The sequence below is a fragment of the Loktanella sp. D2R18 genome, from assembly GCF_003318235.1.
GTDB lineage: Bacteria > Pseudomonadota > Alphaproteobacteria > Rhodobacterales > Rhodobacteraceae > Yoonia.
Map to the genome: position 1 here is coordinate 13,673 of NZ_QOCG01000027.1, position 23,397 is coordinate 37,069.

Below are 23,397 nucleotides of genomic sequence, written 5' to 3' on the forward strand. Positions count from 1 at the left end.
TTCCTATTCTGAGCCCGAATTTTGGGGCGATTAGGGAACTTAATGCGGTTCGTCGTGAACCAGTGACGGCACCCAGAGCTTATTCAAAGGGAGCTATCAAATAGATTTGCTACGCTGTTAGGTAGAATTTGGCGCCGAAAACGGAGCCGAGCAGTGTCACCGATCGTCAACTGCTCGGCAGTGTCTGGATCAATGGTAATTTGTGCGGCAATCGTATCGTTTACCCGCACATCGTTGGTTGACTCAGCGATGTTAATGTTCACAGGAACAATGAGACCACCGCTCAACTCAAGTTCGGCGACATCACCAGCCAGTAGAAGGGCAGCCCCGTCGAACGAGATTTGCGTATTTGCTTCGATCTCGCTCTCGGCACTGATGAGTTTCACCAAAGGTGCACCGGCCAATACCGTCGCCCCTTCATAGAAGTTTTCTGAAGGCAACATCGTGCAGTCGCATGGCATCCGCACACTCAGCAGATCGCCCGAGTTCGCACCAATAGAGTATGCGACGTCTCCGGCGCCAGCCGCCTCGTTGACGTATGTGATTTGCCCAGCTGACGTTGCTCGCAGTGTCTCGCCGCTTTGGCTGATGACAATGGGACGTGCCTCGTAGCTAAACAACACACGTTCGCGGACGACATTAGCAGCCACGGCAAGGATCCCCAAACTTAGTGCAATAATCGCGCTTTGACGCATGGTGCGGCCAACACGTTGTGTAAAACCGGGCTTGGCTGTCAACGCTTTGGGTTTCTCTTGCGTCGGGCCAGTAAAGCCCAAAAAACGGCCCACGGTTACAATATCCCCTGCGAGATAGCTGTTCATGATATAGCGCAGCGGAGCAAGGTGGCTTCCTGTCGGGTCGCAAAATTGTAGCGTGAGTTCGGGGCTGTCGACAGCACCGGTCTTGATGACATTCGCTTCCAAAAACAGATTTACGGAAAACCCTTCAAAGTGGAACTGAAGCGCTACTGGATTTTTTTGCGTGTCCATGTTCGGCGGCATCAGCCCAGAAACTTGCGCCTGTGTGATCGAAATCGCGTTTCCTTCGACCCGACGGTCGCCAACACGCGCCGAAAACGGGATAGGCAACATCGGATGCTCATTTTCATAGATAAACCCACCAGAAACGGGCGCATCGGGACTTTTTGGTTGTGTTTCGCTCATGGTGATATCCAAGGTTAAATTTGCGTCAAAGAACGCCGGTCAGATACAAGGCAGCAATCGTGAGCCAACCCAAGGTTAAGACGTGCATGTAGGCAGAGCTTGCGGCGCGCAGGCGTTCACCAACGGGAAGCCGAACACCAGAGGGCCCCGCACTTACCTGGCGAGTCCACTTCTGGCGATCTAGGCGGAACAAGACGTAACTTTTGACAATCGCGCCAAACAGTTGCCCAAAGTAGAGCAACGCTGGGTATACAATTGGAAAACTACGCCCACGGAATAGGCAGATCGCGGTACAGAACACGTAGCGGGTAAACATCACCCAAGCGATATAGACGGGGATGACCATCGGATCGAAAAAGACAGCCGCGGCAATCATACACAATGGTCCAGCCAGCGTGGTCCACATCGATAAGCGTTGGTCAAGGATCGACCACCAAGTGAAGTATCCGATTTGCGAAGGCGACAATTCCAAAGCACGGCCGTTTGTACGCAGCATGTTCCCGAACCAGCGCACCATCAAGGCTGTCGCGCTACCAACAAACGTTGGTTTAGGTTGCGTTTCCATTGAACTGCTCGCGACGTCGGGCAGATAGGCCATCTCGTAGCCGTTTTTCATCAGCCAATACCAAGTCGACTTGTCATCGCCTGTCAGAAAATTCACGCGCCCCAGACGCCAATGATCGATAAAGTCATGTTGCACAGATCTGATGAAATCGGGATCAGTCGCAAGATCACCGCGAAATACTGACATGCGACCCGTCAATGTCAGCACGCGGTTGCCCAGCCCCATCGAACACATCATGACTTGGCGTTGATCAAAGCGCAGCTCGAACCAGTCGCGGAACAAGCCTGGATCTGGAATTTCGACCTCTTCGTCGGTGGTGAGCGCGCCCACCTTAGGACTTGTGAAAATTGGCGCCGACTGGGCCACGATATCTTCCGGCACACAGCTGTCTCCATCAACGAAGATTACAATGTCCCGCGCGCTCGGGCATTCGCGGGCAATCAAAGTCAGCGATTTCGCCAATGCGTCACGTTTACCTGTGCCGGGGATACGGTCGACAATCAGCTTTACCGACGACATATCGACAGGCATCGTCGCGTAAATATCTTGGATCAGCCGTTCGTCCGCACCATCGACAACAGATGAGACAATGGTCGCGCCGTTTTCGGACTTCGCGGCGGCAAGAAAAATGCTGCGGTAAACCGGAATTGTGACACCACTTTCGATCATGTAGGATGTCGTCAGAAAATAGGCATGCGCCTGTACAGCGCGTTTTGCATAGCGTGCATGCGCGCGTGCTTTGCGGCGCGGATAGCTATACAACCGAAAAATCGCCGCACGGGTAAAATTGATGCTGGCCCAGCTATAGCGCCATGCGCCAAGTACCCCCAGCACGACCGCAGCCTCTTTCACATCACCGAGCAGGCCAGCAGGAACGCTCGCGGCAAGGATGACGACGATAGAAAGATACGCGATATGGCTGAGGGCATTTAGCATGAAAGATTACCAGCAAATGCCATCATAGCCGCCACCGGTAACCCGGTTCCGGCTGATACGTGTCAGGTCGATCATTGGCTTAGAGTTCGTCGCAGCATCCAATTCCGACAACGTATCTTTGTAGATGTTCCCAACGACAATCATGTCTGATCTGTCAATCATTGCAGACAAGTTATCGTTCAGGCGATCCTTTAAGTCAGGAACAACATCATTCCCGCGACCTGCGGTCGAATTATCGTTCGCATAGGCCTCGTGTACGAAAGGATCATATATTTCGACGGCGACGCCCGACTTGATCAGTCGTGAAGCTAGCTCTGCAAGTGGGCTTTCGCGCATGTCGTCAGTCCCCGGCTTAAAGCTGATACCAACAAAGCCGACTTTTCCGGCGTTCGATGCCGAAATCATATCCTGCGCCTTCACAATTTGCGCCTCGTTCGCGTCAAGTACAGCGTTCAAAAGTGGTGCCGGTGTGGCATTTTCAGCCGCCAAATGGCGCAACGCTCGCACATCTTTCGGCAGGCAAGACCCACCAAAGGCAAAGCCCGGCCGCATAAAGTAGGGGGACATGTTGACCTTAAGATCAGAACACAAAATTTCCATCACCGTTTGGCCATCAAGCCCGCATGACTTTGCGATATTGCCGATTTCGTTGGCAAAGGTGACCTTTACCGCGCGCCACGTATTCGACGTGTATTTTACCATTTCAGCGGTGCGCAAATCCACGGTATGAATTTTGCAGTTTAGATTTTCGTTCAGCTCGGTCAAAATTGCACGCGTGCCATCATCCAATGCGCCAAATACGATCAGACCCGGATCGTAATAGTCTTCAATCGCTGTGCTTTCGCGCAGGAATTCGGGGTAGTATCCAACGCCAAAATCGGTTCCCGCTTTCTTACCTGAGGATCCTTCAAGTGTCGGGATACAGGTATTTTCGCAGCTTCCGGGGACGATCGTTGAACGAATGACAACGGAATGGAATGTGTCTTTCTTGGCCAGTGCCGCACCAATGCTTTCGCAAACTGACACGACGTATTTCAGACCAACCGACCCATCTGGGGCGCTCGGCGTGCCCACACATACAAATGATGCGTCAGTGTTATTAATTGCGTATTCAACGTCGTCCGTCGCGGTCAAACGACCCGCCGAGACAACATCTTTAATCAATTCATCAAGACCGTTTTCAACGATAGGCGATAGGCCCGCATTGATCGCTTTAATCTTACCCGGATCGACGTCTACAGCGATGACGTCATGACCATCTTTCGCCAGACAACCAGCCGCGACAACCCCGACATATCCAATTCCAAAAATACTAATACGTGCCATTGTTTCCCCGCAGTAAATCTATACGACATAAAATTGCCGCATTGCAGAGACAGCACCAGTCAGGAAAAATCCTTACAGCGTAAGGATTCATTAAGATTTAGGCGGAAAACCACCTAAGCTACTGTTTTTTGATAAATAAAATGCGACCAAAAAACTAAAATGCAGATGTCAGCTATGCTGCACCTGCACTATAATCGATCTAAAAATAAGGCATTAATGAGACGCCTAGTTCATCCAGCCTTGCTCTAGAACGTAACCAACCAACTGCGCTCGGTCATTTAGGTCCAGCTTCAAGCTGGCTCTCGCCTTGTATGTATCGACCGTCTTATTGCTAATCTTTAGATTGTGCGCGATCTGCTTAGCGCTCAAGCCACGGGCGAATCCGACCAATACTTCTTTCTCACGTTCGCTCAGGGCGTCTGTTTCTACGGTCTCGTTCAACATGGGCACAAGGTGCGCGCCAAAGACTTTATCGAAGTAAAGCCCGCCGTCCAGAATAACCGCAAGTGCAATCGCCAACTGACGCAAGTTTGCGTCCTTCGAGATGCAGCCACAAAAGCCCGCCTCAAGTGTTGCGCGCACCATCGCATTAGTCGATTTGAAGCTATAGCCCAACACTCGCGTCGTAGGGTTCGCCTTTCGAATACCGCGACCAAAGCCCAAAATATCGTTGTATTTAGATAAATCTAGATCAGCAGGGTCAAGGATCATCGCATCGGGCTTGCGCGTCGCAACCTCGTCGATAATATCGCCCCTATGCAAAACAAAGCTGCATTCGAGAACGTGGGTTGAGTTGAGCTCATTCGCCAAAACCTCACCCAGAACCGGATTCCTATCGACAATAAGAACGCGTCTTTTAGAATGTTCCGCAGCTTCCTGAGCGCCGCGAACGGTATCACCAAAATAGTCCACTAGAAAAATACCCCTTATAAACTCTAAGCTATCTGGCCAAAATTGATGACCCGTACGCAACCTAAGCTCGTTGATCACAACCAAATAACATGCGTATGAAACGAATGGCTGAATGCTTCAAACTGCAATCAAAAATCATCCCTCCGACTCACTGAGGAGTGTCCACGCACAATTTAACGATTTATTGTCTCTAAATTCATGACAATTCCAGTAACTTCTAAAAGAGGTGCAGAAAACAAGCGAATTCCCACCAATCGAGCGGAAAATCACCGAAAGAACCCAACGCCAGGTTGAATTTAGCCTATTTTATAAACAGCCTTGGCTTTGTTGCACAAATCAGGTTGATGGCATCTCGTAGCTCAGAGCTTAAGCACTAAAGTTTCAGGAGCCACGTCGTGTGATGCACCAACTAGCACCGGACCTGTCGCGGTTTGATGCCGCTCCTTTGATAGCATTTATTGTAGCAAAGGATACTGACTATGGGACTGAAACGGACGGATGAATTCCGCCAAGATGCGGTGCGTATCGCGTTGACCAGTGGGCTAACGCGTAAACAAGTAGCCGACGATCTGGGTGTCGGCATGTCGACGCTGAACAAATGGATTACCGCGCACCGAGACACGGATGTGGTTTCCAAAGAGGATTTGAGCCTCGCTCAAGAGAATGACCGGCTTCGGCGTGAGAACCGCATTCTCAAGGAGGAGCGGGAGATATTAAAAAAGGCCACCCAGTTCTTTGCGAGCCAAAAGCCGTGAGGTTTACGTTCATTGAAGAGCAGCAATCCACATTTTCCATCCAACGCATGTGCCTGGTTATGCATGTCAGCGCGCGGGGCTTGCGTGCCTTCCGTTGAGTACCACATTTTGTGGTTGATCATGCCTCACGCCCAATCACAACTCCGGCCCATTCTAACTCACGCTCAATCTGTTCACCATCGTTCTTGATATCATTTGGCAGATCATCTCGACCAAGCCAATTCTGCATTTTCCCGAGCATCTCATTCAACCAAACAGTCCGCTTCTCCCATGCAAGCTGCAGGTCAAGATATCGATGCACCAACGTAGTCAGACGCTTTTGAACTCTTTTCGAGGCCACTCTAATTGGTTCTGGATTCTGCAATGTAATTTCCTCGGTAGTTTCTTGAATGGTGCCACTTGCCATCTCCTCAACAATAGCCTCAACCGCTGTCACTCCTGCTTCGTAAGCTGAAGAAGCTGCTTGCAGAACAGATGTTGGGCAACGCCATGCTGCGAGACATCAACTCAAAAAAATGGTGACGCTTGTTGGGAACGCAACTATCGCCCCAAGGGGCGCTACGGTACTGGTACTATTTGGTAAAAGTTGGTTACGGGAGCTCGATTTGGACACTATTTTCGAGAACTACACCAAACACGCATTTGTCGGTAAGTGCGGAAAGCGGACCTTCGCCAGGTATGCGTCTTTTGGCTCAGTTTTACCTGATAGAAGACATTCAATTTGGGCGTGCGTAGACAGCGGCACTGAGACCACTTATTGAATTCGACGTAGATGCAATTAGTTGAAACCACGCGTCTTGGAACGTCTCCATTGCTTGATTTGATTGAAACGGCGCAAGCGGGTTTCTAACCGATCCGGAAGTTCGAACCAATCCTTCAATGGCTGAGGCGAGGGAGTCTTTGGTAAAAGATTCGAAGTATCTTGTCCCGTGATGTTCGTGATCCAATAAGCCATCTACATGCATGCACAGCAAAGGCCGCCCAGATGCCAGTGCTTCGATAGCCACCAACCCAAATGCCTCCCACCGTGAAGGCATTACCACGGCATCAACATCTCGATATGCGTGGCTGGGATCGGCACAAAACCCCACAAATTCGATCCGATCGTCTGCCCCGGCCAGATCGCGTAAAGCATCTTCCTGAGGGCCTGTTCCAATGACCTTAACGCGCGTTTCGGATCGCGTCACCCCCGCGTAGAGGAAGCGCGCAGTGCGCGCGACGAAGCGGCATCCATCGCATTAGAACTGGCGATGGCTGTCACGGGCATGGACATGCAAACTTTGGCCGCGCTTGATCTCGCCCCACAAGGTGCGCGCGCCGAATTGCTTTCCGATCTTGTCCGAAAACAGGTTGAGCTGAGCGCAGCAGAGCAGGAATTAGCCACCTTACAAGTGCAGTTTACTGATGGTCAGGCAGAAATCGTTCGGCTGTCGCGGGCTGCGTCGGATTTGCAGGACCTTGAACGGGACTTCTCGGTCGCGGAGGCGGCTTTTGCCTCTGCAATCGCGCGCGCGGAAACGGGAAAGTCGGATATCTACGCGTCCTATCCACTTGTGCAGGTTCTAGAGAATCCGTCACTGCCCGACCACCCCACATCGCCCAATCGCAAATTGGCGTTTCTTGCAGGTGTTGCGGCAACATTGATGTTGTTGTTCGGATTATCGCTCGGCTGGATCAGACTGGCTCTCATTTCGCGAATGATGAGCAAACCAGAGACGGGCGTATGACGGATCTCAATCCCGTCGAGCGGTTTATCTATCGCACGCTGGTGTGGACCTGGCCACTATATGGTCTTGGCGCGCTTTATGTGGTTGGGCCGGTGATAGCATGGCTGCTTGAAGGGCTGGGGGTGCTGGTTCTTTACCTTGGTCCAGCGGTGCGTCCCGATATGCGCGCGACGGGTACAATCCCACCAGTCGTTTGGGCATGGATTGGGGGGATGTTTGTGCTGTTGGTGGCGCTTTGGATCGGCCATCTGGACTGGTCGCTCGGCTTAAAACAGACGATCAAATCTTCCATAGGTTGGGCAAAAGGTTGGGCGCTTTTGGCACTCTTTCCTTTGATTGGGGCGATACTGCCAATTCGAAGATCGGTGCTGGCCCGAGGGCAATGTATCATCGGACTGTGGACGCTTATTCTCGCACCGATCATGTTGATTGCTCCCTACGTCGGCTTACCCGAACGTATTCTCACATCCCCCCTGAAGGCGATTGGAGGCCCGGGACCAGAGTATTTCTCCGTCTACTTTTTCACATGGGACCCGGCAAGCTGGACCCCTAGATGGCAGTTCTATGCACCATGGTCACCATTTGCCGCCTTGCTTGGCGTGGTGATGGTGTTGTTCGCGCTTGAGGAGAAATCCATCAAATGGCGCAGCATCGGAGTGGCCGCCGGAACCTTGATGATTTTGGCATCCAAGTCCCGCATGGGCCTCGTCGGGATTGTCGCGTGCACAGTCGGCCCGCGCATGATGCCACTTTTGCTGCGCGGTTGGGCGTGGCACGTGGTGGCAGGATTAACGGCATCTATGGCCGTGTTTGGGGCAACTCTCGCGACGGCAGCATCTGACGCAGTTGCCGCATTCAAAGGCGCACGCGCAGACAGCACGCGAGTTCGCGAAACACTGCAACGCATCGCATCTGAAAGGTGGCAAAACGAGGCTTTCTGGTTCGGTCATGGCACTATCCACCCAGGGAGCCACGCCGTCGAATATATGCCCATCGGTAGCCATCACACTTGGTTCGGTTTGTTGTTCGTTAAGGGGCTCGTCGCCTGTTGGCGTTATTGGTCCCTTTCGTCTGGCAAACCCTGCTTGCGCTAATGGATGCGGCGCGAAGCCCGAGAGGGTATTTGCCACTCGGGATCATGATGACATTGACATTGCTATCATTCGGCGAGAACATCGAAATCGAAGCCTATCTATTGTGGCCAGGCCTTGTTGTTCTGGGCATTCACGCGCGGGAATGTGCGGATGTGCGTCTACGTTCTCGCGCCGACGGCTTGCGCGTGCCTTTGGTCACAGTGCGATGATACATTAACGCCCGGGATTAGTAAGTTGGGCAAAAACTGGCTAAGAGTATTAACCTCGTGAAACCATCTCAGAACGCGAACGGCGGGTGGTAACTGCCGGCACGCGAATTAAACACCTCTCAGGACTGCAAGCCGATTTCAGTGCATGCGTGCTGAAAGCGAACCGTATTTCATTCGTGCACTGGCCTGCTTACCCCATCGAACGGGTAACCATAACACCTGCCCATGCCGCGAACCCGGTCAAAGCACCACCCCAAAGCGTGTCGATGGCAACCTGCCGGAACGACCAGTCACGTAGTGTCGCGTAATTTGTGAATTCATAGGTTCCATAGGCCAGAAGCCCCAATGCAATGCCGCCAAAAAATGCGGCCGCCGGATCACTTGCACGTAGCGCTGGGATCGAAACGAACCACAAAAGGCCAGCGATATAACCAAGATAAAACACGGCAGCTGGTCCCACGCGAAACGGATCAGCGAAAAGGTGCGCGACATGACGATCGAACACCGGTTTTATGAGCAGACGCAGGCCGACAGCGTCGGCGGCGAAAAAAATCACGGCAGTTGAGAGATAGAGTACCAGAATGTTCATGAGCTTGGACCTTTCATGAATGAGAGAACGGCGCGAAACGTCAGCGCGGCAATGCCGATGGCCGCCAATGCGATCGCCGACCAGTTCGTGCTGGACGCATTTTGGACAATCACGCCAGTGAGCGCCCAAATGACGGCAACGGGGTAGCCCCATTCTCGGGGTCTTACTGATTGCACGATTAGAGCGACGATCAAAACACCTGACAGGCAAATGATCGCCGCGGTTTGGGCCGACACTATTGCGTACCCCCCGAGGAGGACGCCAATGCCCACACCGCTGGCCGCGGTTAACCAACCAGCATAAAGCGCGACAGGGCGGGCCTGTAGCCAAGGCTGTTCATGTCCAGCACGAAACAGGGCGAGTATTGCCGAAGCTGCCATTGTAACGATCATGACCGTGGCCAAAATTGGCGCGACATTCGCTGCTGCGATCCAGAACGTTCCGATGATCAAGCTAATCGCGAGCGGCAGGCGCATGGCCTGCCAGTCAGGATCATCTGCTTTACGCCAGAGGCCATTTGCCGCCCCGATGATCAGCCACAGGTAAATGACGCCCCAAATCGAGAACGCGTAGCCTGCGGGCTGTACTGGTGGGTTAACTTGGACGACAGGAAACTGATCGGGCGTGAAGCCATTGAACCCAGTGGATGCCAGCGGTGATAAAACGAATGTTATCGTTGTAATCAGAACAACGTGGGGGAGGTATCTCATTATTGTGTTAACCTCTTGGTTAGGGGCATCGCCGCCCAGTAGGGAAGCGCGCTTAGCACCTTCAAGCCCCAAGTCAGGCGGCGTGGGAAATGCACCTCAAAACGTCTTGAGGTGAGACCTGTTATGATCGCGGTAGCGGCGCGTTGGGGTGTCACCATCGCAGGCATACGGAAGGTGTTGCGCTGCGTTAGGCGTGTGTCAACAAAACCGGGGTTTATCAGGCGGACGTCGATGCGCCCTGCAAGTTCTGCTCGCAACGATTCTGCTAGATTGATCACACCAGCCTTGGTAGCCGAATAGATCTGGCCTTGGGGCAAGCCGATATATCCTGCCACCGATCCGCACAGCGCCAGTTGCCCGCCATCCTTCAGCAGTGTCGGGCCGACATGCGCAATATGAAAGCTCCCCGTCAGATTGGTTGAGACGATTTTCGCTGCCATATCGGGGTCAAGATCGGCGATCTTGCCCGGGTCATAGATGGCCGCCAGATGCACAATGCGATCCAGTGCGCCGATCTTTGAAATCTCTGCGACCGTTTCATCGATGCTGGTACGGTCTGATACATCCAGAGCAAGCGGTATGTGCCCTGCCCCTAGTTCTGTGGCCAAAACGTCCAGCCGATCTTGTGAACGTGCAGAGATGATCACGCGCGCACCTCGTTGGGCCCATTCGCGCGCCAAGGCGGCACCGATGCCTTCGCTAGCACCGATAATCCATATTGTTTCGGACTCAGGCATGGGCCAGCTCCACTTGAACAACGTCAGTTTGTCCGACCGCGAAAGATCCCGCACAAATCCCAAGGTAAAATTGCCAATTGCGCAGGAATTCGGCGCCATACCCTAACTTTTTCACCTTGGCCGACTGCTGAGTTAATCGATCACTCCATTGAGCGCAGGTGCGCGCGTAGTCTTGACCGAATGCATGATTTCCCTGAACCACAAGACCCGCACGTTTCGCGTGATCGGCGATCACGGCGTCGGACAGCAACATGCCACCGGGGAAGGTATATTGCCGGATGTAGTCGGCACTTCGCCGATACGTTTCGAAATAGTCGTCGGGGACGGTGATCGCTTGGACGACGGCCCGCCCGCCTTCCGAAAGTCGGGCCTTAAGGGTGGCGAAATAGGTTGGCCAATACGTTTGCCCGACCGCTTCGATCATTTCGATGGAAACAATGCTGTCATACTGGCCCGTGCATTGGCGATAGTCCTGCAGACGAATATCAGCGCGCCCGTCTAGCCGTGCGTCAGCATATCCCTTTTGGCTGGGGGAAATTGTCAGGCCGGTAACGTGACGCCCATTATCCGCCGCGCGTTCAGCAAATCCACCCCAACCACAGCCGATCTCGAGGACACGCTCTGCGGACCCGATTTGGTTCAGAACACGATCATATTTGCGATTTTGCGCGCGTTCGAGGTCATCGTCCCCATCAGCAAACATCGCGGATGAGTATGTCATGCTTTCATCCAGCCAGAGCTGATAGAACTCGTTGCCGACGTCATAATGCGCCCTGATGTTGCGCGCGGCCCCTTTTACGGAATTGGCGCGCATAAGCCGGTTTACGACGCGAAACTTCAGGCTGCTCCAGAACCCTGCATAGGCATAGCCACGAAACTGCTCGAGGTTTTTCAAAGCAACGGCTGTCAGGTCTTCGATTGAGGATGTGTCCCACAAGCCAGCGACATATGCCTCCCCCAGTCCGATGTCGCCGCGTGAAGCGATCGCGGTTACCACGGACCAGTCGTGGATCTGCATTTCGACAACTGGGCTGCCTTGACCAAAGTTGAACAGTTCGCCCTCTGGCGTTCTTAGCTGCAGGCTTCCGGAATGAATTTGCGTGCAGGTTTCCAAAAAGTCGTGTTTCACGCGTTTTGTTAAGAAAAGCATTATGTGACCTCGGTCTTGGGGGGTGTCGGGCGAGTGCGGTATCGGGCACCCTTCAATTTCAATCGAACGGCCTGCCAGTGGATCAGCCCTATTGTCCGAAAGGCACCAAATGGACGACGCAGAACGGCTTTGACCAATTTCGCATTTGTCAGGGGCGCACGGGACCCCGCGAGAGTGGCAACCACGCCCTCATCGCCGTGGCGGTAAAAGATGCGGATGGCGATGCGATCGGGCTGAATGTCAAAGCTGAATTCATAATTGCCCTTCACCTCTTGGAACGGTGACACATGCAACGATTTTGGCGTGGTGATGCGACTGTCAGACATTATGGGCGCAAAATTTGGCAAGTGGCAAAGATACGAGTGACGGTCGCCAAACGGCGTTGAAACCTCGGCGATGACCGCAGCCAGATCTTCGCCGCGTTTTGCCAACCAGAAGCTGACTGGATTAAAGCAATTTCCGAATAGGCGCGGCTGAGCGAGCAATTGTAGCTGATAGTCCTCCGCGGTAAGTCCGTTTGCCGTCAACACGTCACGGGCCCATTTGGCGCCTCGTCCGTTCTTAAGTGGCCCGCCGTGATCGCGATCATGGACCGCGGCGAGATTGAAACGATTGCGCGAAAACAAGCGTGGACCACTGGCATCTGTTTCTGGGTCTATCAGAACAAAGTCGACACCATAGCGAAAGCCATGCTTGATCGCCCCACGGCGCGCATGGGTCGTCACACCAACTACAAGTTCTGGCTGATGCTTCATGCGAGCTGCCGATCCATCATCCGAGCAATGCGGGCCGCGCTTGCAAACCCGTCTTCATGAAATCCGTGCCGTGTGTAGGCGCCAGCATACCACGTGTTGTTATGGCCTTGCATTTCGGTCAGCTGCCGCTGAGCGACCAACGCCGGTGCGTCAAACACCGGATGTCGAAATGTCTTTTGATCGTAGATCAATTCATCAGGCACGGGTTCGGATGGGTTCAAAGATACAAACAGCGGGTCATCTGACGGGATGTTCTGAAGGCGGTTCATCCAATACGTCACTCCTATGGCGGGTTCCGGTTGGGTTGTATCTGCTTTGTAAACCCAGCTTGACCATACGGAACGGCGCTTGGGCATCTGGTTTTCGTCTCTGTGCAGGATCATCTGATTGTCCTGAAACCGGATCGCGAACAAGGCAGCACGTTCCTGTGGTGTCGGCTGTTCCAATAGGCGTAGGGCCTGATCCGAATGGCAGGCGAAGATCACTTGGTCGAACGGTTCAAGCGGGCCCGCGCTGCTGTGTACGGTGCTTTTTTGACCATCACGACTGACGCTTTGCACGGCGGTTCCGGTTCGGATCGCAACACCACGCCCGCGCAGGCTATGTTCCAGCCGACGCACGTATTCGATGCTACCACCGTCCACGGTCCACCACTGATGCTGGCCCGATGAGCTTAACAATGCGTGGTTACGGAAAAATTGTATCAGAGCGCGAGCAGGAAAGCCGCGAATTTCATCCGGTGGCGTCGACCAGATCGCGCCACAAAGTGGCATCAAATAGTAACGTTGGAACCAGTCCCCCAATCGCAGGTCATTCATCAGGTCGCCGATCGTCGCGGTATCGTCCGTCGCGAGCCCTTCGGCTTTGTCATTAAACCGCAGGATATCTCGGACCATGCGGGCAAATCCGGGTCGCAGCAGATTGCGTTTTTGAGCCGTAAGCGCGCCGAAGTCGCGTAAACCATATTCGATTTCACCGCCGTTGATCGTGGCGCCGAAGCTCATGTCGCTTTTGGCAACGGGCACGTCTAATTCTTGAAACATCCGTGTCAGGTGCGGGTAGTTCGCGTAATTGAAGACAATGAAACCCGTATCGACTGGCTGATCGCCGTTGAGGCCCGCCATAACGGTGCGCGCGTGCCCGCCCAGCTTTGGTGCGGCCTCAAACAAGGTCACCGCGTGGTGGGGGGACAGAAGATGGGCGGCTGAAAGGCCCGATATACCGCCGCCGATAATCGCTATCCGTTGCGGGTGGATCGGAACTGCATCTAAAGACATTGGTACTCCGGTTGGTTGTTTGATTAGTTTACGCGCGTTCAAGCATTTCGGATCAAAAAAATGATCCAAAAACTGATCCCTTCCGTAATTGGGCTATGTTGACAGAATGCATAGATATCGAACAAGCTAAGCGGCGCCCTTTAGTGGCAGCGCGAAAGGACCGATCTTTAGTGAAGCAATCGTCTGCACAGATATCCGATCTGACGGCCGCAATGATTGCCGTTCGCAATGATCGGGACCGTGATGCATTTGCCCTGCTGTTTGATCATTTTGCACCTCGGCTAAAGGGGTTCATCATGCGCACTGGCACAGGATCAGGGCAAGCAGAAGAGATCGTGCAGGATGTCATGTTGACCGTTTGGCGCAAGGCAGACCAGTTTGATCCGGAGCGCGCACAGGTTTCAGCATGGGTCTACCAAATCACGCGAAACCGCCAAATCGATGTGATCCGTAAGGAAAATAAGCCGCTACCGGAAGAACTGGGCGAAGACCCAAGCGCAGAACCCGACGCAAGCCAAATACTGGCCGTCGAGCAAGAGGCTGGTCAACTGAAAGGCGCACTAGCGCGATTGAAGCCGGATCAGCGCGAAATGATTGAAAAGGCTTATTTGGGTGAGCTCACACATCAGGAAATCAGCACCCAAACCGGACTGCCGCTTGGCACCATCAAGTCTCGCATTCGTCTGGGCCTTGAAAAGCTACGTCACGAGTTAAAGGAATTACGATAAGATGACGACTATAACCCACCATGCCCCCGATGCCTTGCTGGCGGCCTATGCTGGAGGAAGCCTGCCGAAGCCCTTTGCGTTGGCCGTGGCCGCACATATATCGCTGTGCTTGGACTGTCGTGCGGCGTACGAAGCCCATCTGGCCACTGGGGGCGCGGTCCTAGAGACGACCAACAGCGAAGCTGTGTCGGACGGACTGAAATCCAATGTGCTTGATCTATTGGACGCACCGGTTACCGAGAAACCAGTTTACCAGCGTTCAGGGGCTTTCCCAGGTCCAGTGATGGAAGCGCTGAAAGGCAAGCCGCCGCGTTGGAAATCGCTCGGGATGGGGGTCCGTCAGAGTATTCTGTCGGACGGGCGCGATGGTTCTGTTCGCCTTCTCTATATCCCGCCAGGTCGCGCGGTTCCGGATCACAGCCACAACGGTTTGGAACTGACGCTGGTTCTGCAAGGCAGCTTCCGCGACGAAACCGGACGGTTCGGTGTTGGTGATCTTGAAGTTGCGGACCAGAGCCTAGAGCACACGCCGATTGCAGATGAAGGCGCACCATGCATTTGTCTGGCGGCCACGGATGCGCCTTTGCGGTTCAATTCGTTTGTACCGCGATTGCTGCAGCCGCTGTTTCGGATTTAGCACACACTAAGTGACACGTGACCGACTAGAAAAGCCACCGAACTATCGGTGGATTTTGTTTTTTTACAAAAACTCAAGTCAACACCCTCACGTATTTATGACTAAGTGAACCAAGTCTGACCGCCCTGCGTAATGCCGGGAACAAGCCCAAAAATATACATCTTAGTCCATTTAGCCAAAAAATTCGCCAACCGGTTGAGGGTATGACCGATTTTCACTACGAGACATAGTTAAAGAACTCCTATTGCAGACATCGGTCAGGTGTAGAAACTTGAAGCCGTCCCAATTCCATATGACGAACGCTTCAGCCAGTCTTGACATGCACTCCGCACACAACCTCAGCAGCCGCATTGGCGAAGCCGCGCGTGACGCTATAACCATTCCCTCGACTGGTCCCTGTCACTAGAATTGTTTTACCAGAAAAATCGTAGCTGACACCGCCACGAACGCGATAGCGCGTACGCAAGACCTCCGCGTGACCCTACTCGATCAATTGGAGCTTACCGCAATAGTCCCACCAGTCGAGAGTTCATCCGCTTAGCTATGAAAAATTTGGCAAGGCTATCAAAATAAAGCCTTTAGTTGATCCCACCTTTCCGTTCGGCTAATAATTACTTCAATTCAGCTAACACAAATGCCCGGCTCAGCCGATCCTGTCTGAGCATTTAAAAGAGAGCCACGATGGACCAAGGTACGCCTTCTCAAAAAAATCTACTGCAGGAGATCCGTGACACGCGCAGCACACTAAGCACCAAGATGCGCAAGATTGCAGATTTTGCATTGGACCAACCAGAAGATTTCATTCGGCAAAATAGCAAAGACGTCAGTAAAGCCCTTGGCACTTCGGAACCGACGCTGATCCGATTTTGCAAGATTTTCGGCGTGTCGGGCGTTGCTGAGTTTCGTATCAATCTGGCCCTTTCCCTTGTCGCTGAACAACGCAAGCTCAGCGCGATAGAGCCCCAAGCGGCGGATCGTCGATCGATCAACCGATCCGGAAAAATGGCCATCGCACAAGCGGCGGTAAACCTTGTCCAAGGGGAAAGCGCACTTTTGCTAGACAATGGATCGACAGCCGAGATTTTTGCACTGGCGATCAAGGACTTGCCTCCCACGACGATCATGACCAGCGGTTTGCTCGTTGCGCAAGCAGCCCTGTCCCATGGCAAGCACAATGTTGTTGTGACGGGTGGAACCGTGCGCCAAGCCTCTATGTGTATGACAGGGCGTTTGGTGTTAGAGGCAGTGCGCGATACCCAATTTGACACCTTCATTATGGGCGCTGACTGCATCAGCCTAGAACGCGGCATTTCCACATTCCTTGAAGATGAAGCCCAAAATACCCGTATTCTCATGGGCGCCGCACGCCGCACCGTTGTGCTGGTTGATGGCTCTAAATTCGACAAACCGTCACTTCATCGAATTTGCGGCATTGATCAGGTTGATTGCATTGTCACTGATCTGCCCCACGACAGCGAAATAGCCCGTCAATTCGCGCACAAAGGTATTAATCTGGAATTTGTTTCCTCAGATTAAGCGCGCTGTTTTTCAAGGCTTAGCGACGCCGCCGCTGCTTTATCCAAAACGACGGTGATGTCATCATGCCTTTGCAACACGCTGGCCGGGCAATCTGGGGTGACCGACTGCTGTATCATTGCGGCAACCGCATCTGCCTTTGAGGCGCCGCACCCCAGCAGGACAATTTTACGCGCCGTCATAATCGTGCCGATCCCCATCGTAATCGCTTCGTTCGGGACTGTTTCTGCCGTACCAAAGTAGCGCGAATTTGCACGGATCGTTATAGGGCTGAGCGCTGTTTTGCGGGTCAGCCCATCAAGGTCAGCCCCAGGTTCATTGAACCCGATATGTCCGTTTTGTCCGATTCCCAACAGTTGCAAATCAATGGGGCCATAGGTGCGCAGCAAATCTTGATAACGGGAAATTTCTATCGCCGTATCGCCAATGCCGACGGGCAGATGGCAGCGATCTGGTGAAATATCGATGTGATCGAAAAGATGCTGGCGCATATAGAAATGATAGGATTGCGGATGGTCTGGCGGCAGGCCGATATATTCATCAAGGTTAAATGCGCGGATGTCTTTGAACGACAGGTCCATCCCGCACAACGCCTTATAAACGCCCAACATCGTGCCTCCCGTGGCCCAGCCCATAACGCTGTTAGGTTTGGCGCGCACCTGTGCTGAAATAAGGTCGGCTGCGTAGTGTTCGGCTTCAATGGGCGTCTGGAAAGTTTTGATGATCATTGCTCTACGTCCAATGCGATCCGCTTATAGCCCGCGTCTAACGCGAGGCATTCCTGCACAGCGCGCCCAGTTTCGATCTTTTTCGTCGGCAGGCGCATCGCCACGTTCGGGATGTCGGTCGCCATCGCAATTGCGTCTTGCGGGGTTATACCTACGTGCAAAATCATGTTTCTCAGGCTGGTGACCATGTCGATATGCGCCCCCGCAAGGGACCCCTTCGCATTCACAAGCGCGCCATCCTTGACAGAGATTTTTTCCCCATAAAGCATGAAATGATCAGGCCCCCCGATGGTCGACATCGCGTCAGAAACTAGAAACATTCGCCCAGGCGTTGGCCGCGCCCGACACGCAAGAGCAATCATTTCCCATGCAACATGGTGACCGTCGGCGATAATACCCGCATATCCATCAGAGGCCAAAGCAGCGGCGATGATGCCCGATTCACGCGATGTCATTTGCGGCATAGCGTTGAACAAATGTGTGAACCCGCGCAGCCCGGCATTCAGCGCCGCGTTTGTTTCATCGAAATCAGCCATGGTGTGACCGGCAAATACGACCACCCCCATATCAGCCAGTTCAGTAATGACATGATCGGCCACCAGTTCAGGTGCAAGGGTTAGCATCACAGGAATACCAGCGTTCCGTAAGCAGCGCAGAATATCCAACGTACTGTCTTCAAACGGTCGAATAAGTTCGGCGTTATGCGTGCCTTTGCGGATGACATTCAGGTGGGGACCTTCAATATGCATACCCAAAAGCCCGCGCATCCCCCACGCCGCAATCATCGCATCGCAAGCGGCATTCATTACCTCTGTCGTGGTCGTGATCAAAGTCGGCATAACCCAAGCCGTGCCGAGCCGTGTCTGGGTTTCAACAATCTGGGCAATACCCGCGACCGTCGGCTCAGAGTTCAACATCACCCCGCCCGCACCATTGACTTGCAAGTCAGTGCAAGCAGGCATCAGGATGTGCGGGCGCAGTTCAGGCATATCGTCTGCTCGGACATCCCGCACCTGCGTGACCGTTTCATGTTCAATCTCTACGGCCTGCCCTTGATGAAGCGCACCGTCGCGCCACAGGAACTCTGGACAAACGAGTCTCATGATATGACGTCCAAATAGGGGGCCAGTGCCAGTTCGATCTGGGCATGTACAAATGACTTTGCCGTGGCCAGCCCTCGGTCTTGCAAAACGGCAGCACGTTCAATCACGTCATGCGAAAAATATTGCATAAGAGCCGGGTCCGCCGGTGGATCGGTGTCGATCTTGGCTTCTAACTCCGCGACCGCCTTTTGAGCCTCCGGCTTTGCCCAATAATACCGAATGCGGTCTGCATAGCCGAAATGGCACATGAGTTTCTGCATCGGCTCATCGCCGTGATAATGTCCGGCCCAATATCCTGGATCATCCGCCATAAGGGCTGCCATTACAGCTGGTACGCCCGGCCCATCCTCCCGCCATGCCTGTACTGCGGCTAAGGCATATATCGCCTGACGATAGGCAAAGGTCAGCGCCGGACCGACTTTCATCACCGAAAAATGACGCCGCGCCAGATCCCTGAAAACGCTTGGCACCTGATAATCGGTTGAATGAGCCTCAAACGACATCTGCGCTTCATCCGCCAAAACGGGGGTCAGAAAATCCGGCTGAGTTTCATCAAATTTATGTACATGTGCAGGCGCAAATTCCAAGCCCGGCTGAACGACTAAGGCACGCACACGCGGCCAGACATGAGCCAACCCCGCGGCTGCAAAGGCCTGTTTCGTAATCGAAATGGTGCGGGCCGCATCAGCGGGATCGGTTGGCAGAACCGTTTCATCATCATGGCGGGCGCCACCGGGTGGTGGAACTTCGGTGCCAACAATATAGGATAGCGTGTGTGGTGCTGTGCTCGCGCCTTCTGCCACTTGCGCAAGATCCGCTGCCCGCGCCGCACATAAATCATCCCCCACTTGCGCAGGTTCCCCTGCGCAGCCCTCAGAACAATCGAGGTGAATTTTTGTAAACCCGGCTGCCACATAGGCTGCGATCATCTCGCGGGCCTTTTCCATTGCAACCTGAGGCGGCTCGGACCGCCAAGCCTGCGGTCCCAAATGGTCGCCGCCAAAAATAATACGTTCAGGGTCCACGCCCGTGTCTTTGGCAATGCCAAGCGCAAAGGCAATAAAATCAGCGGGGTTCATACCCGTATAACCGCCGAATTGGTTCACTTGGTTTGACGTCGCTTCGATAATCACGGGCACATCGCGTTCCTTAGCCAATCGCAGGCACGCCGCGATCACATCAGGATGCGCCGAACACACAGAGGTAAACGCAAAATCACCCGTTGCCCGGTTTTTCGCGACACCTGCTTCAAAATCCAACATTTTTCCTCACTTTGCCCGAAGGCCATTATTTGGCGTCACGCATCGCCAGCAATGCCATGCCACGTGCACCAGAACTGTCGCCATGCTGCGCCAGTAAAATTTCAGGTTGGCCCGACTGACCCAATTGGCGGTCGCGCAATTCTTCACTCAGACGTTTGACTAAGCCCGGCATCATCGAAGCCCCCCCACCTAACACAATGCAAGCGGGGTCAATCAACAGCTGCAACGCCAACAGACATTCAGCAACCAGCCCCTGCCACAATGTCAGAACCTCGCTGGCGTCGGCATCCCCGGTTTGTGCTTTCGCGTAAATCTGCGGCCCATCCATATGGGTGCCGGTTTTCCATTCATACAAACGCCCCAATGCGCTGCCTGCCATATAGCGTTCCATACAGCCGGTTTTGCCACAGCCGCAGGGCCACAACGGCAGTCCTGCTGCGGCAAGCGCATGGGCTGGCATCCCGAGGTGTCCGACCTCAACCGCAAGCCCCGAACTGCGCGGAGGGATTTCGCCGTTGATACAAAGGCCAGCCCCGACGCCAGTGCCAATAATCAAACCGACAACGCTGTCAAACCCAGCCCCCGCACCACCATGGGCCTCTGAAAAGGCAAGCGCCATACAGTCATTTCCAAGGGGAAACGTGCGCCCGAAACACGCCTTAAGCGTCGCACCAATATCATGCCCCGTCACCGGGATATTTGAGGCAAACGCGAGCTGTGTCTTAGGATCAATTACGCCGGGTACTGCAATACCAATCGGGAGATCGGGGTCGCCCGCTTGTTCACACAGCCACTCAATTTGCGCACTTAAACCTGCGATAAAGGCGTCAAACGTATCAACAGGGGTGGCGGTGCGCCGCGTGGTGACGGTCGCCATCGCGCCATCAAACGCACGGGCTTCTATTTTCGTGCCACCAAGATCGATTGCACCGCAAATAATCATGACGCGAGGTCCACCGGGTAAAGGGTCACACCGGTCACAACACGCGATAGGTTACCCTGACTGTGAAACGGATTGTCGATATTCAAATCCAACTCCTGCGACCACATTACAGCCCATATCTGGGCGACCAAAACATACAGAACCGCATCCCAGCGGGCATCCTGTGTGCCCGTGAACCAGATATCACTGCCCGCGCCCCCAATTGTCACCACCGTTGCATCCGGAAATTGCGCGGTGATCTCTTTTGCGACATCGATATCATAGCGCGCGGCATGTTGGTCTGGATGAATCATGACAGCAACAAGTGTATCGCCCACGACACCGGCCTTCGGTCCATGGCGAAAACCCAAGGTGCTGTCCCATTGGGTCATGGTTTCACCTGCAGTCAGTTCAAGAACCTTCAACGCGCTTTCGCGGGCAACCCCTTTCAGCGCACCCGCGCCAAGGAAAACCGCTCGTTCCGGTCGCCGCTGAACTGTCGCTGATAGCTGCGTAATCAATGTCGTTGCCGCCGTCGAAAGTTTGGCAATCTGGCTCGTCAAATCGACTTGCGGGTCGAGCAGCGCCAAAGCCGACATTAGCATGGTGGTAAAGCTTGAAGTCATTGCAAACCCCACGTCATGGGTCGCTGCAGGCAGGTTCAAAACGCGCCGCTCTCCTGGGCCGGGGGCCGGGCGTGTGGCCAAGGCACTGTCGCTGTTGCAGGTGATATTCAACTGGTGCACGTGGGGCGCAACCGCATCCAGCATATCCAACGTGCCTACGCTTTCGGAACTGTTACCGCTGCGCCCAAACTGGATCACCAATAGATCATCGCCCATCTTTGGCAAATCCATAACGGCCCCGACCAGATCGGTGGTCGGCATCGCACGCAAGACCAGATCCGGGTGGCCAACCGCCGCCAATGTATCGCCGATAAAGGCCGATGTCCCCGCGCCTGCGAACCAGACCTCACGGATACCCTTAGCCTTGATCCAGGCGCATAAATCGTCGCGCGCATCGGCAAGCGGCGCGGCCCAGTCAGCCCAGATGTCAGGCTGGGCGTTGATTTCGCGCCATGTTTCAGCAGTGCATGTAAAGGTCATCGCAAGTCTCCCTTTGTGTAAATCTACAGGCCCGAATTGCGGGCACGTGCCGACAGTTCGGGTGTGGGCGTCCATGTGAAATCCGTCTGAAACGGATACATCGGCTGGACGCGGTTTTTGTTCTCAAGCTGCGGAATATCTTGGTTAACGGCCCCATCGGTCAGCGCCATCAGCGCCGGGTTTGCAAGCGGGGCAAGATCAGGTGAAAGATACCCGGACTTAACAACGATCAAACGCTGTTCGGCGGGTTCGATCCCGAATTTGCGGAAATCATCAAGATTGTGAAACGGGCGTCGTCGCGCCGTCAGAATAATGCGGATACCGGCTGTTTCGACCAAGACCTCGGCGTTGCGTCCGGCGATGGTCCCCAGAACGCAGACCACGTTGCAGGTCGCCGTCACGACGGGGCCACCCAACCCCAATGTGGCACCAATAGTGAGTTCGACCTGCGCCCCAACACCTGCTGCGCAGGCCGCATTCGCGGCGGGTGCATCGGCTAGACCACCGATCAACGCGTCCCTTGCGCCCCGTTTCAGAAGCGCGTCCAGAACATCAGCACGATCCCCAACACCGCCGCCAGTTGGGTTATCACCACTATCGGCAAGGATCACAGGTGACGACTGCAACTTAGCAATGTCGTCAAGACAGTCGTCCAACGGTTTTGTTTCCACACCAAAGGCAAAGTCTGCCCGTGCATCCCAATAAGCCTGTGCTAAACGCGAGGCGCTGTCTAGGGCAGCGCGAGTATCAACACCCGTGACAACAGCACAGGCCGTGCCGCGTGGTGTATCCGCCCACACATATCCCACCATCAGGTTGGCATCCAAAACCCCGCTTTGACTGTCTTCTATTGGCAACGCTGCGTAAAGCCCCTTAGCTGGTTCATCTTCAGTAGAACTGCGTTCACCGGGCATCAAAACGGGAACCTTGGCCCAGGCAACAACCGGTTTTTGTCCCCCCCGCAAATGATCCACCAACATCCCCAGAGCACGCTGACGGGTTTCACGCACATCGATATGAGGGGCCGTACGGTATCCGGCAAAAATATCGATCTGGTCGATAATCTGCTGGGTAACATTGCCATGCAGATCATAGCTAACGGCCAACGGTACATCCGTGCCGATCACGTCTCGGACGGCTGACAGCCAATCGCCCTCGGCGTCCTCCAAGCCGACAACATGAACCGCACCGTGCATAGACAGGTAGACACCGTCTAGCGGCATAGTGTCTCGCAACTGGGCCAGAAACTTATCTTTGAACTGCGCGTAAGTCTGCGCCGTCAGCGGCCCACCCGGTACAGAATTTGCATAGCTAAGCCCGATGGACGCAACGTCATCGGGCATGTCAACGGCAAGGGCGGGCAAAACTTCACTCCCTTGAGAAAGGTGAAAATCACCCACCTGCTGCAACAGCGGGTTATAGGTTGAACATTCGGTGTGAAGGCCGCCAATCGCGATACGCATTATCTAA

General features: G+C 54.0%; 22 protein-coding genes and 2 pseudogenes. 6 read left to right on the forward strand and 18 right to left on the reverse strand.

All coding sequences use genetic code 11. From position 1 onward, the window contains the following. Positions 1-83 precede the first annotated feature (83 nt). The 4 genes from DS901_RS12670 to DS901_RS12685 form a co-directional block, all read right to left on the reverse strand. Positions 84-1,163: a hypothetical protein gene (locus DS901_RS12670; protein WP_113777315.1), complete on the reverse strand. Its 1,080-nt coding sequence runs from the start codon at positions 1,161-1,163 to the stop codon at positions 84-86. Between the two features lie 25 nt (positions 1,164-1,188). Next, positions 1,189-2,664: a glycosyltransferase gene (locus tag DS901_RS12675; protein WP_113777316.1), complete on the reverse strand. Its 1,476-nt coding sequence runs from the start codon at positions 2,662-2,664 to the stop codon at positions 1,189-1,191. Positions 2,665-2,670: 6 nt separating this feature from the next. Further along, positions 2,671-3,990 carry a nucleotide sugar dehydrogenase gene (locus DS901_RS12680; RefSeq protein ID WP_113777317.1) on the reverse strand — a complete coding sequence of 440 codons (1,320 nt, stop codon included), beginning with the start codon at positions 3,988-3,990 and terminating at the stop codon, positions 2,671-2,673. Positions 3,991-4,215: 225 nt separating this feature from the next. Continuing rightward, entirely contained in the window at positions 4,216-4,980 is a 765-nt protein-coding gene (locus DS901_RS12685; protein ID WP_181820863.1) for a helix-turn-helix transcriptional regulator, read from the reverse strand. Positions 4,981-5,381: 401 nt separating this feature from the next. Between DS901_RS12685 and DS901_RS12690 the strand changes: the two are divergent. Then, positions 5,382-5,752, forward strand: a pseudogene (locus DS901_RS12690) (transposase); the annotation flags it as partial. A 23-nt stretch (positions 5,753-5,775) separates the two neighbouring features. Here DS901_RS12690 and DS901_RS12695 read toward each other — a convergent pair. Both DS901_RS12695 and DS901_RS19165 read right to left on the reverse strand, forming a co-directional pair. Continuing rightward, positions 5,776-6,093, reverse strand: a complete 318-nt coding sequence (locus tag DS901_RS12695; protein WP_147249926.1) for a hypothetical protein — start codon at positions 6,091-6,093, stop codon at positions 5,776-5,778. 280 nt (positions 6,094-6,373) lie between these two features. Beyond that, entirely contained in the window at positions 6,374-6,844 is a 471-nt protein-coding gene (locus DS901_RS19165) for a glycosyltransferase family 4 protein (RefSeq protein ID WP_113777320.1), read from the reverse strand. Between the two features lie 63 nt (positions 6,845-6,907). On the opposite strand from DS901_RS19165, the gene DS901_RS12705 reads away from it, so the two are divergent. Together DS901_RS12705 and DS901_RS12710 are read left to right on the forward strand one after the other, a co-directional pair. Beyond that, positions 6,908-7,384 (forward strand): hypothetical protein, encoded by a 477-nt coding sequence (locus DS901_RS12705; protein ID WP_113777321.1) that lies wholly within the window; start codon positions 6,908-6,910, stop codon positions 7,382-7,384. Further along, positions 7,381-8,687, forward strand: a pseudogene (locus tag DS901_RS12710) (O-antigen ligase domain-containing protein). The gene DS901_RS12705 and the pseudogene DS901_RS12710 overlap by 4 nt, the downstream one beginning before the upstream one ends. Before the next feature lie 190 nt (positions 8,688-8,877). Here the strand turns inward: DS901_RS12710 and DS901_RS12715 are convergent. The 6 genes from DS901_RS12715 to DS901_RS12740 are packed head-to-tail and all read right to left on the reverse strand — an operon-like array spanning position 8,878 to position 13,905. Further along, the gene (locus tag DS901_RS12715; RefSeq protein ID WP_113777322.1) at positions 8,878-9,276 is read right to left on the reverse strand and encodes a DUF2177 family protein; all 399 of its coding nucleotides are present in this window, start codon (positions 9,274-9,276) and stop codon (positions 8,878-8,880) included. Beyond that, complete coding sequence (locus DS901_RS12720; protein ID WP_113777323.1) at positions 9,273-9,986, reverse strand: hypothetical protein; 714 nt, start codon at positions 9,984-9,986, stop codon at positions 9,273-9,275. The genes DS901_RS12715 and DS901_RS12720 overlap by 4 nt, the downstream gene beginning before the upstream one ends. Continuing rightward, positions 9,986-10,723 (reverse strand): SDR family NAD(P)-dependent oxidoreductase, encoded by a 738-nt coding sequence (locus DS901_RS12725; RefSeq protein ID WP_113777324.1) that lies wholly within the window; start codon positions 10,721-10,723, stop codon positions 9,986-9,988. Before DS901_RS12725 ends, DS901_RS12720 begins: the two co-directional genes overlap by 1 nt. Next, positions 10,716-11,873: an SAM-dependent methyltransferase gene (locus tag DS901_RS12730; protein ID WP_113777325.1), complete on the reverse strand. Its 1,158-nt coding sequence runs from the start codon at positions 11,871-11,873 to the stop codon at positions 10,716-10,718. Before DS901_RS12730 ends, DS901_RS12725 begins: the two co-directional genes overlap by 8 nt. Beyond that, positions 11,873-12,628, reverse strand: coding sequence for a DUF1365 domain-containing protein (locus tag DS901_RS12735; protein ID WP_113777326.1), 756 nt, complete (start codon positions 12,626-12,628; stop codon positions 11,873-11,875). Before DS901_RS12735 ends, DS901_RS12730 begins: the two co-directional genes overlap by 1 nt. After that, positions 12,625-13,905 carry an NAD(P)/FAD-dependent oxidoreductase gene (locus DS901_RS12740; protein ID WP_113777356.1) on the reverse strand — a complete coding sequence of 427 codons (1,281 nt, stop codon included), beginning with the start codon at positions 13,903-13,905 and terminating at the stop codon, positions 12,625-12,627. Before DS901_RS12740 ends, DS901_RS12735 begins: the two co-directional genes overlap by 4 nt. Positions 13,906-14,000: 95 nt before the next feature. Between DS901_RS12740 and DS901_RS12745 the strand changes: the two genes are divergently transcribed. The 3 genes from DS901_RS12745 (at position 14,001) to DS901_RS12755 (ending at position 16,806) form a co-directional block, all read left to right on the forward strand. Beyond that, entirely contained in the window at positions 14,001-14,633 is a 633-nt protein-coding gene (locus tag DS901_RS12745; protein ID WP_113777327.1) for a sigma-70 family RNA polymerase sigma factor, read from the forward strand. 1 nt (position 14,634) lies between these two features. After that, a complete protein-coding gene (locus DS901_RS12750) occupies positions 14,635-15,270 on the forward strand; it encodes a ChrR family anti-sigma-E factor (protein ID WP_113777328.1) in 636 nt (211 codons plus the stop codon). A 681-nt stretch (positions 15,271-15,951) separates the two neighbouring features. After that, positions 15,952-16,806 carry a transcriptional regulator gene (locus DS901_RS12755; protein ID WP_113777329.1) on the forward strand — a complete coding sequence of 285 codons (855 nt, stop codon included), beginning with the start codon at positions 15,952-15,954 and terminating at the stop codon, positions 16,804-16,806. Here DS901_RS12755 and nagB read toward each other — a convergent pair. The 6 genes from nagB to DS901_RS12785 are packed head-to-tail and all read right to left on the reverse strand — an operon-like array spanning position 16,803 to position 23,390. Then, positions 16,803-17,534: a glucosamine-6-phosphate deaminase gene (gene nagB / locus DS901_RS12760; RefSeq protein ID WP_113777330.1), complete on the reverse strand. Its 732-nt coding sequence runs from the start codon at positions 17,532-17,534 to the stop codon at positions 16,803-16,805. The two genes, DS901_RS12755 and nagB, sit on opposite strands and share 4 nt — an antisense overlap. Continuing rightward, on the reverse strand, positions 17,531-18,637 hold the full coding sequence (locus DS901_RS12765; protein ID WP_220150240.1) for an N-acetylglucosamine-6-phosphate deacetylase: 1,107 nt from the start codon (positions 18,635-18,637) through the stop codon (positions 17,531-17,533). Before DS901_RS12765 ends, nagB begins: the two co-directional genes overlap by 4 nt. After that, positions 18,634-19,899, reverse strand: a complete 1,266-nt coding sequence (locus DS901_RS12770) for a class II D-tagatose-bisphosphate aldolase non-catalytic subunit (RefSeq protein ID WP_113777332.1) — start codon at positions 19,897-19,899, stop codon at positions 18,634-18,636. The genes DS901_RS12765 and DS901_RS12770 overlap by 4 nt, the downstream gene beginning before the upstream one ends. A gap of 25 nt (positions 19,900-19,924) precedes the next feature. Then, positions 19,925-20,842 carry an ROK family protein gene (locus DS901_RS12775; RefSeq protein ID WP_113777333.1) on the reverse strand — a complete coding sequence of 306 codons (918 nt, stop codon included), beginning with the start codon at positions 20,840-20,842 and terminating at the stop codon, positions 19,925-19,927. After that, a complete protein-coding gene (locus DS901_RS12780) occupies positions 20,839-21,927 on the reverse strand; it encodes an SIS domain-containing protein (protein ID WP_113777334.1) in 1,089 nt (362 codons plus the stop codon). Before DS901_RS12780 ends, DS901_RS12775 begins: the two co-directional genes overlap by 4 nt. Positions 21,928-21,950: 23 nt before the next feature. Then, positions 21,951-23,390 carry a M81 family metallopeptidase gene (locus tag DS901_RS12785; RefSeq protein WP_113777335.1) on the reverse strand — a complete coding sequence of 480 codons (1,440 nt, stop codon included), beginning with the start codon at positions 23,388-23,390 and terminating at the stop codon, positions 21,951-21,953. Positions 23,391-23,397: the final 7 nt, after the last annotated feature.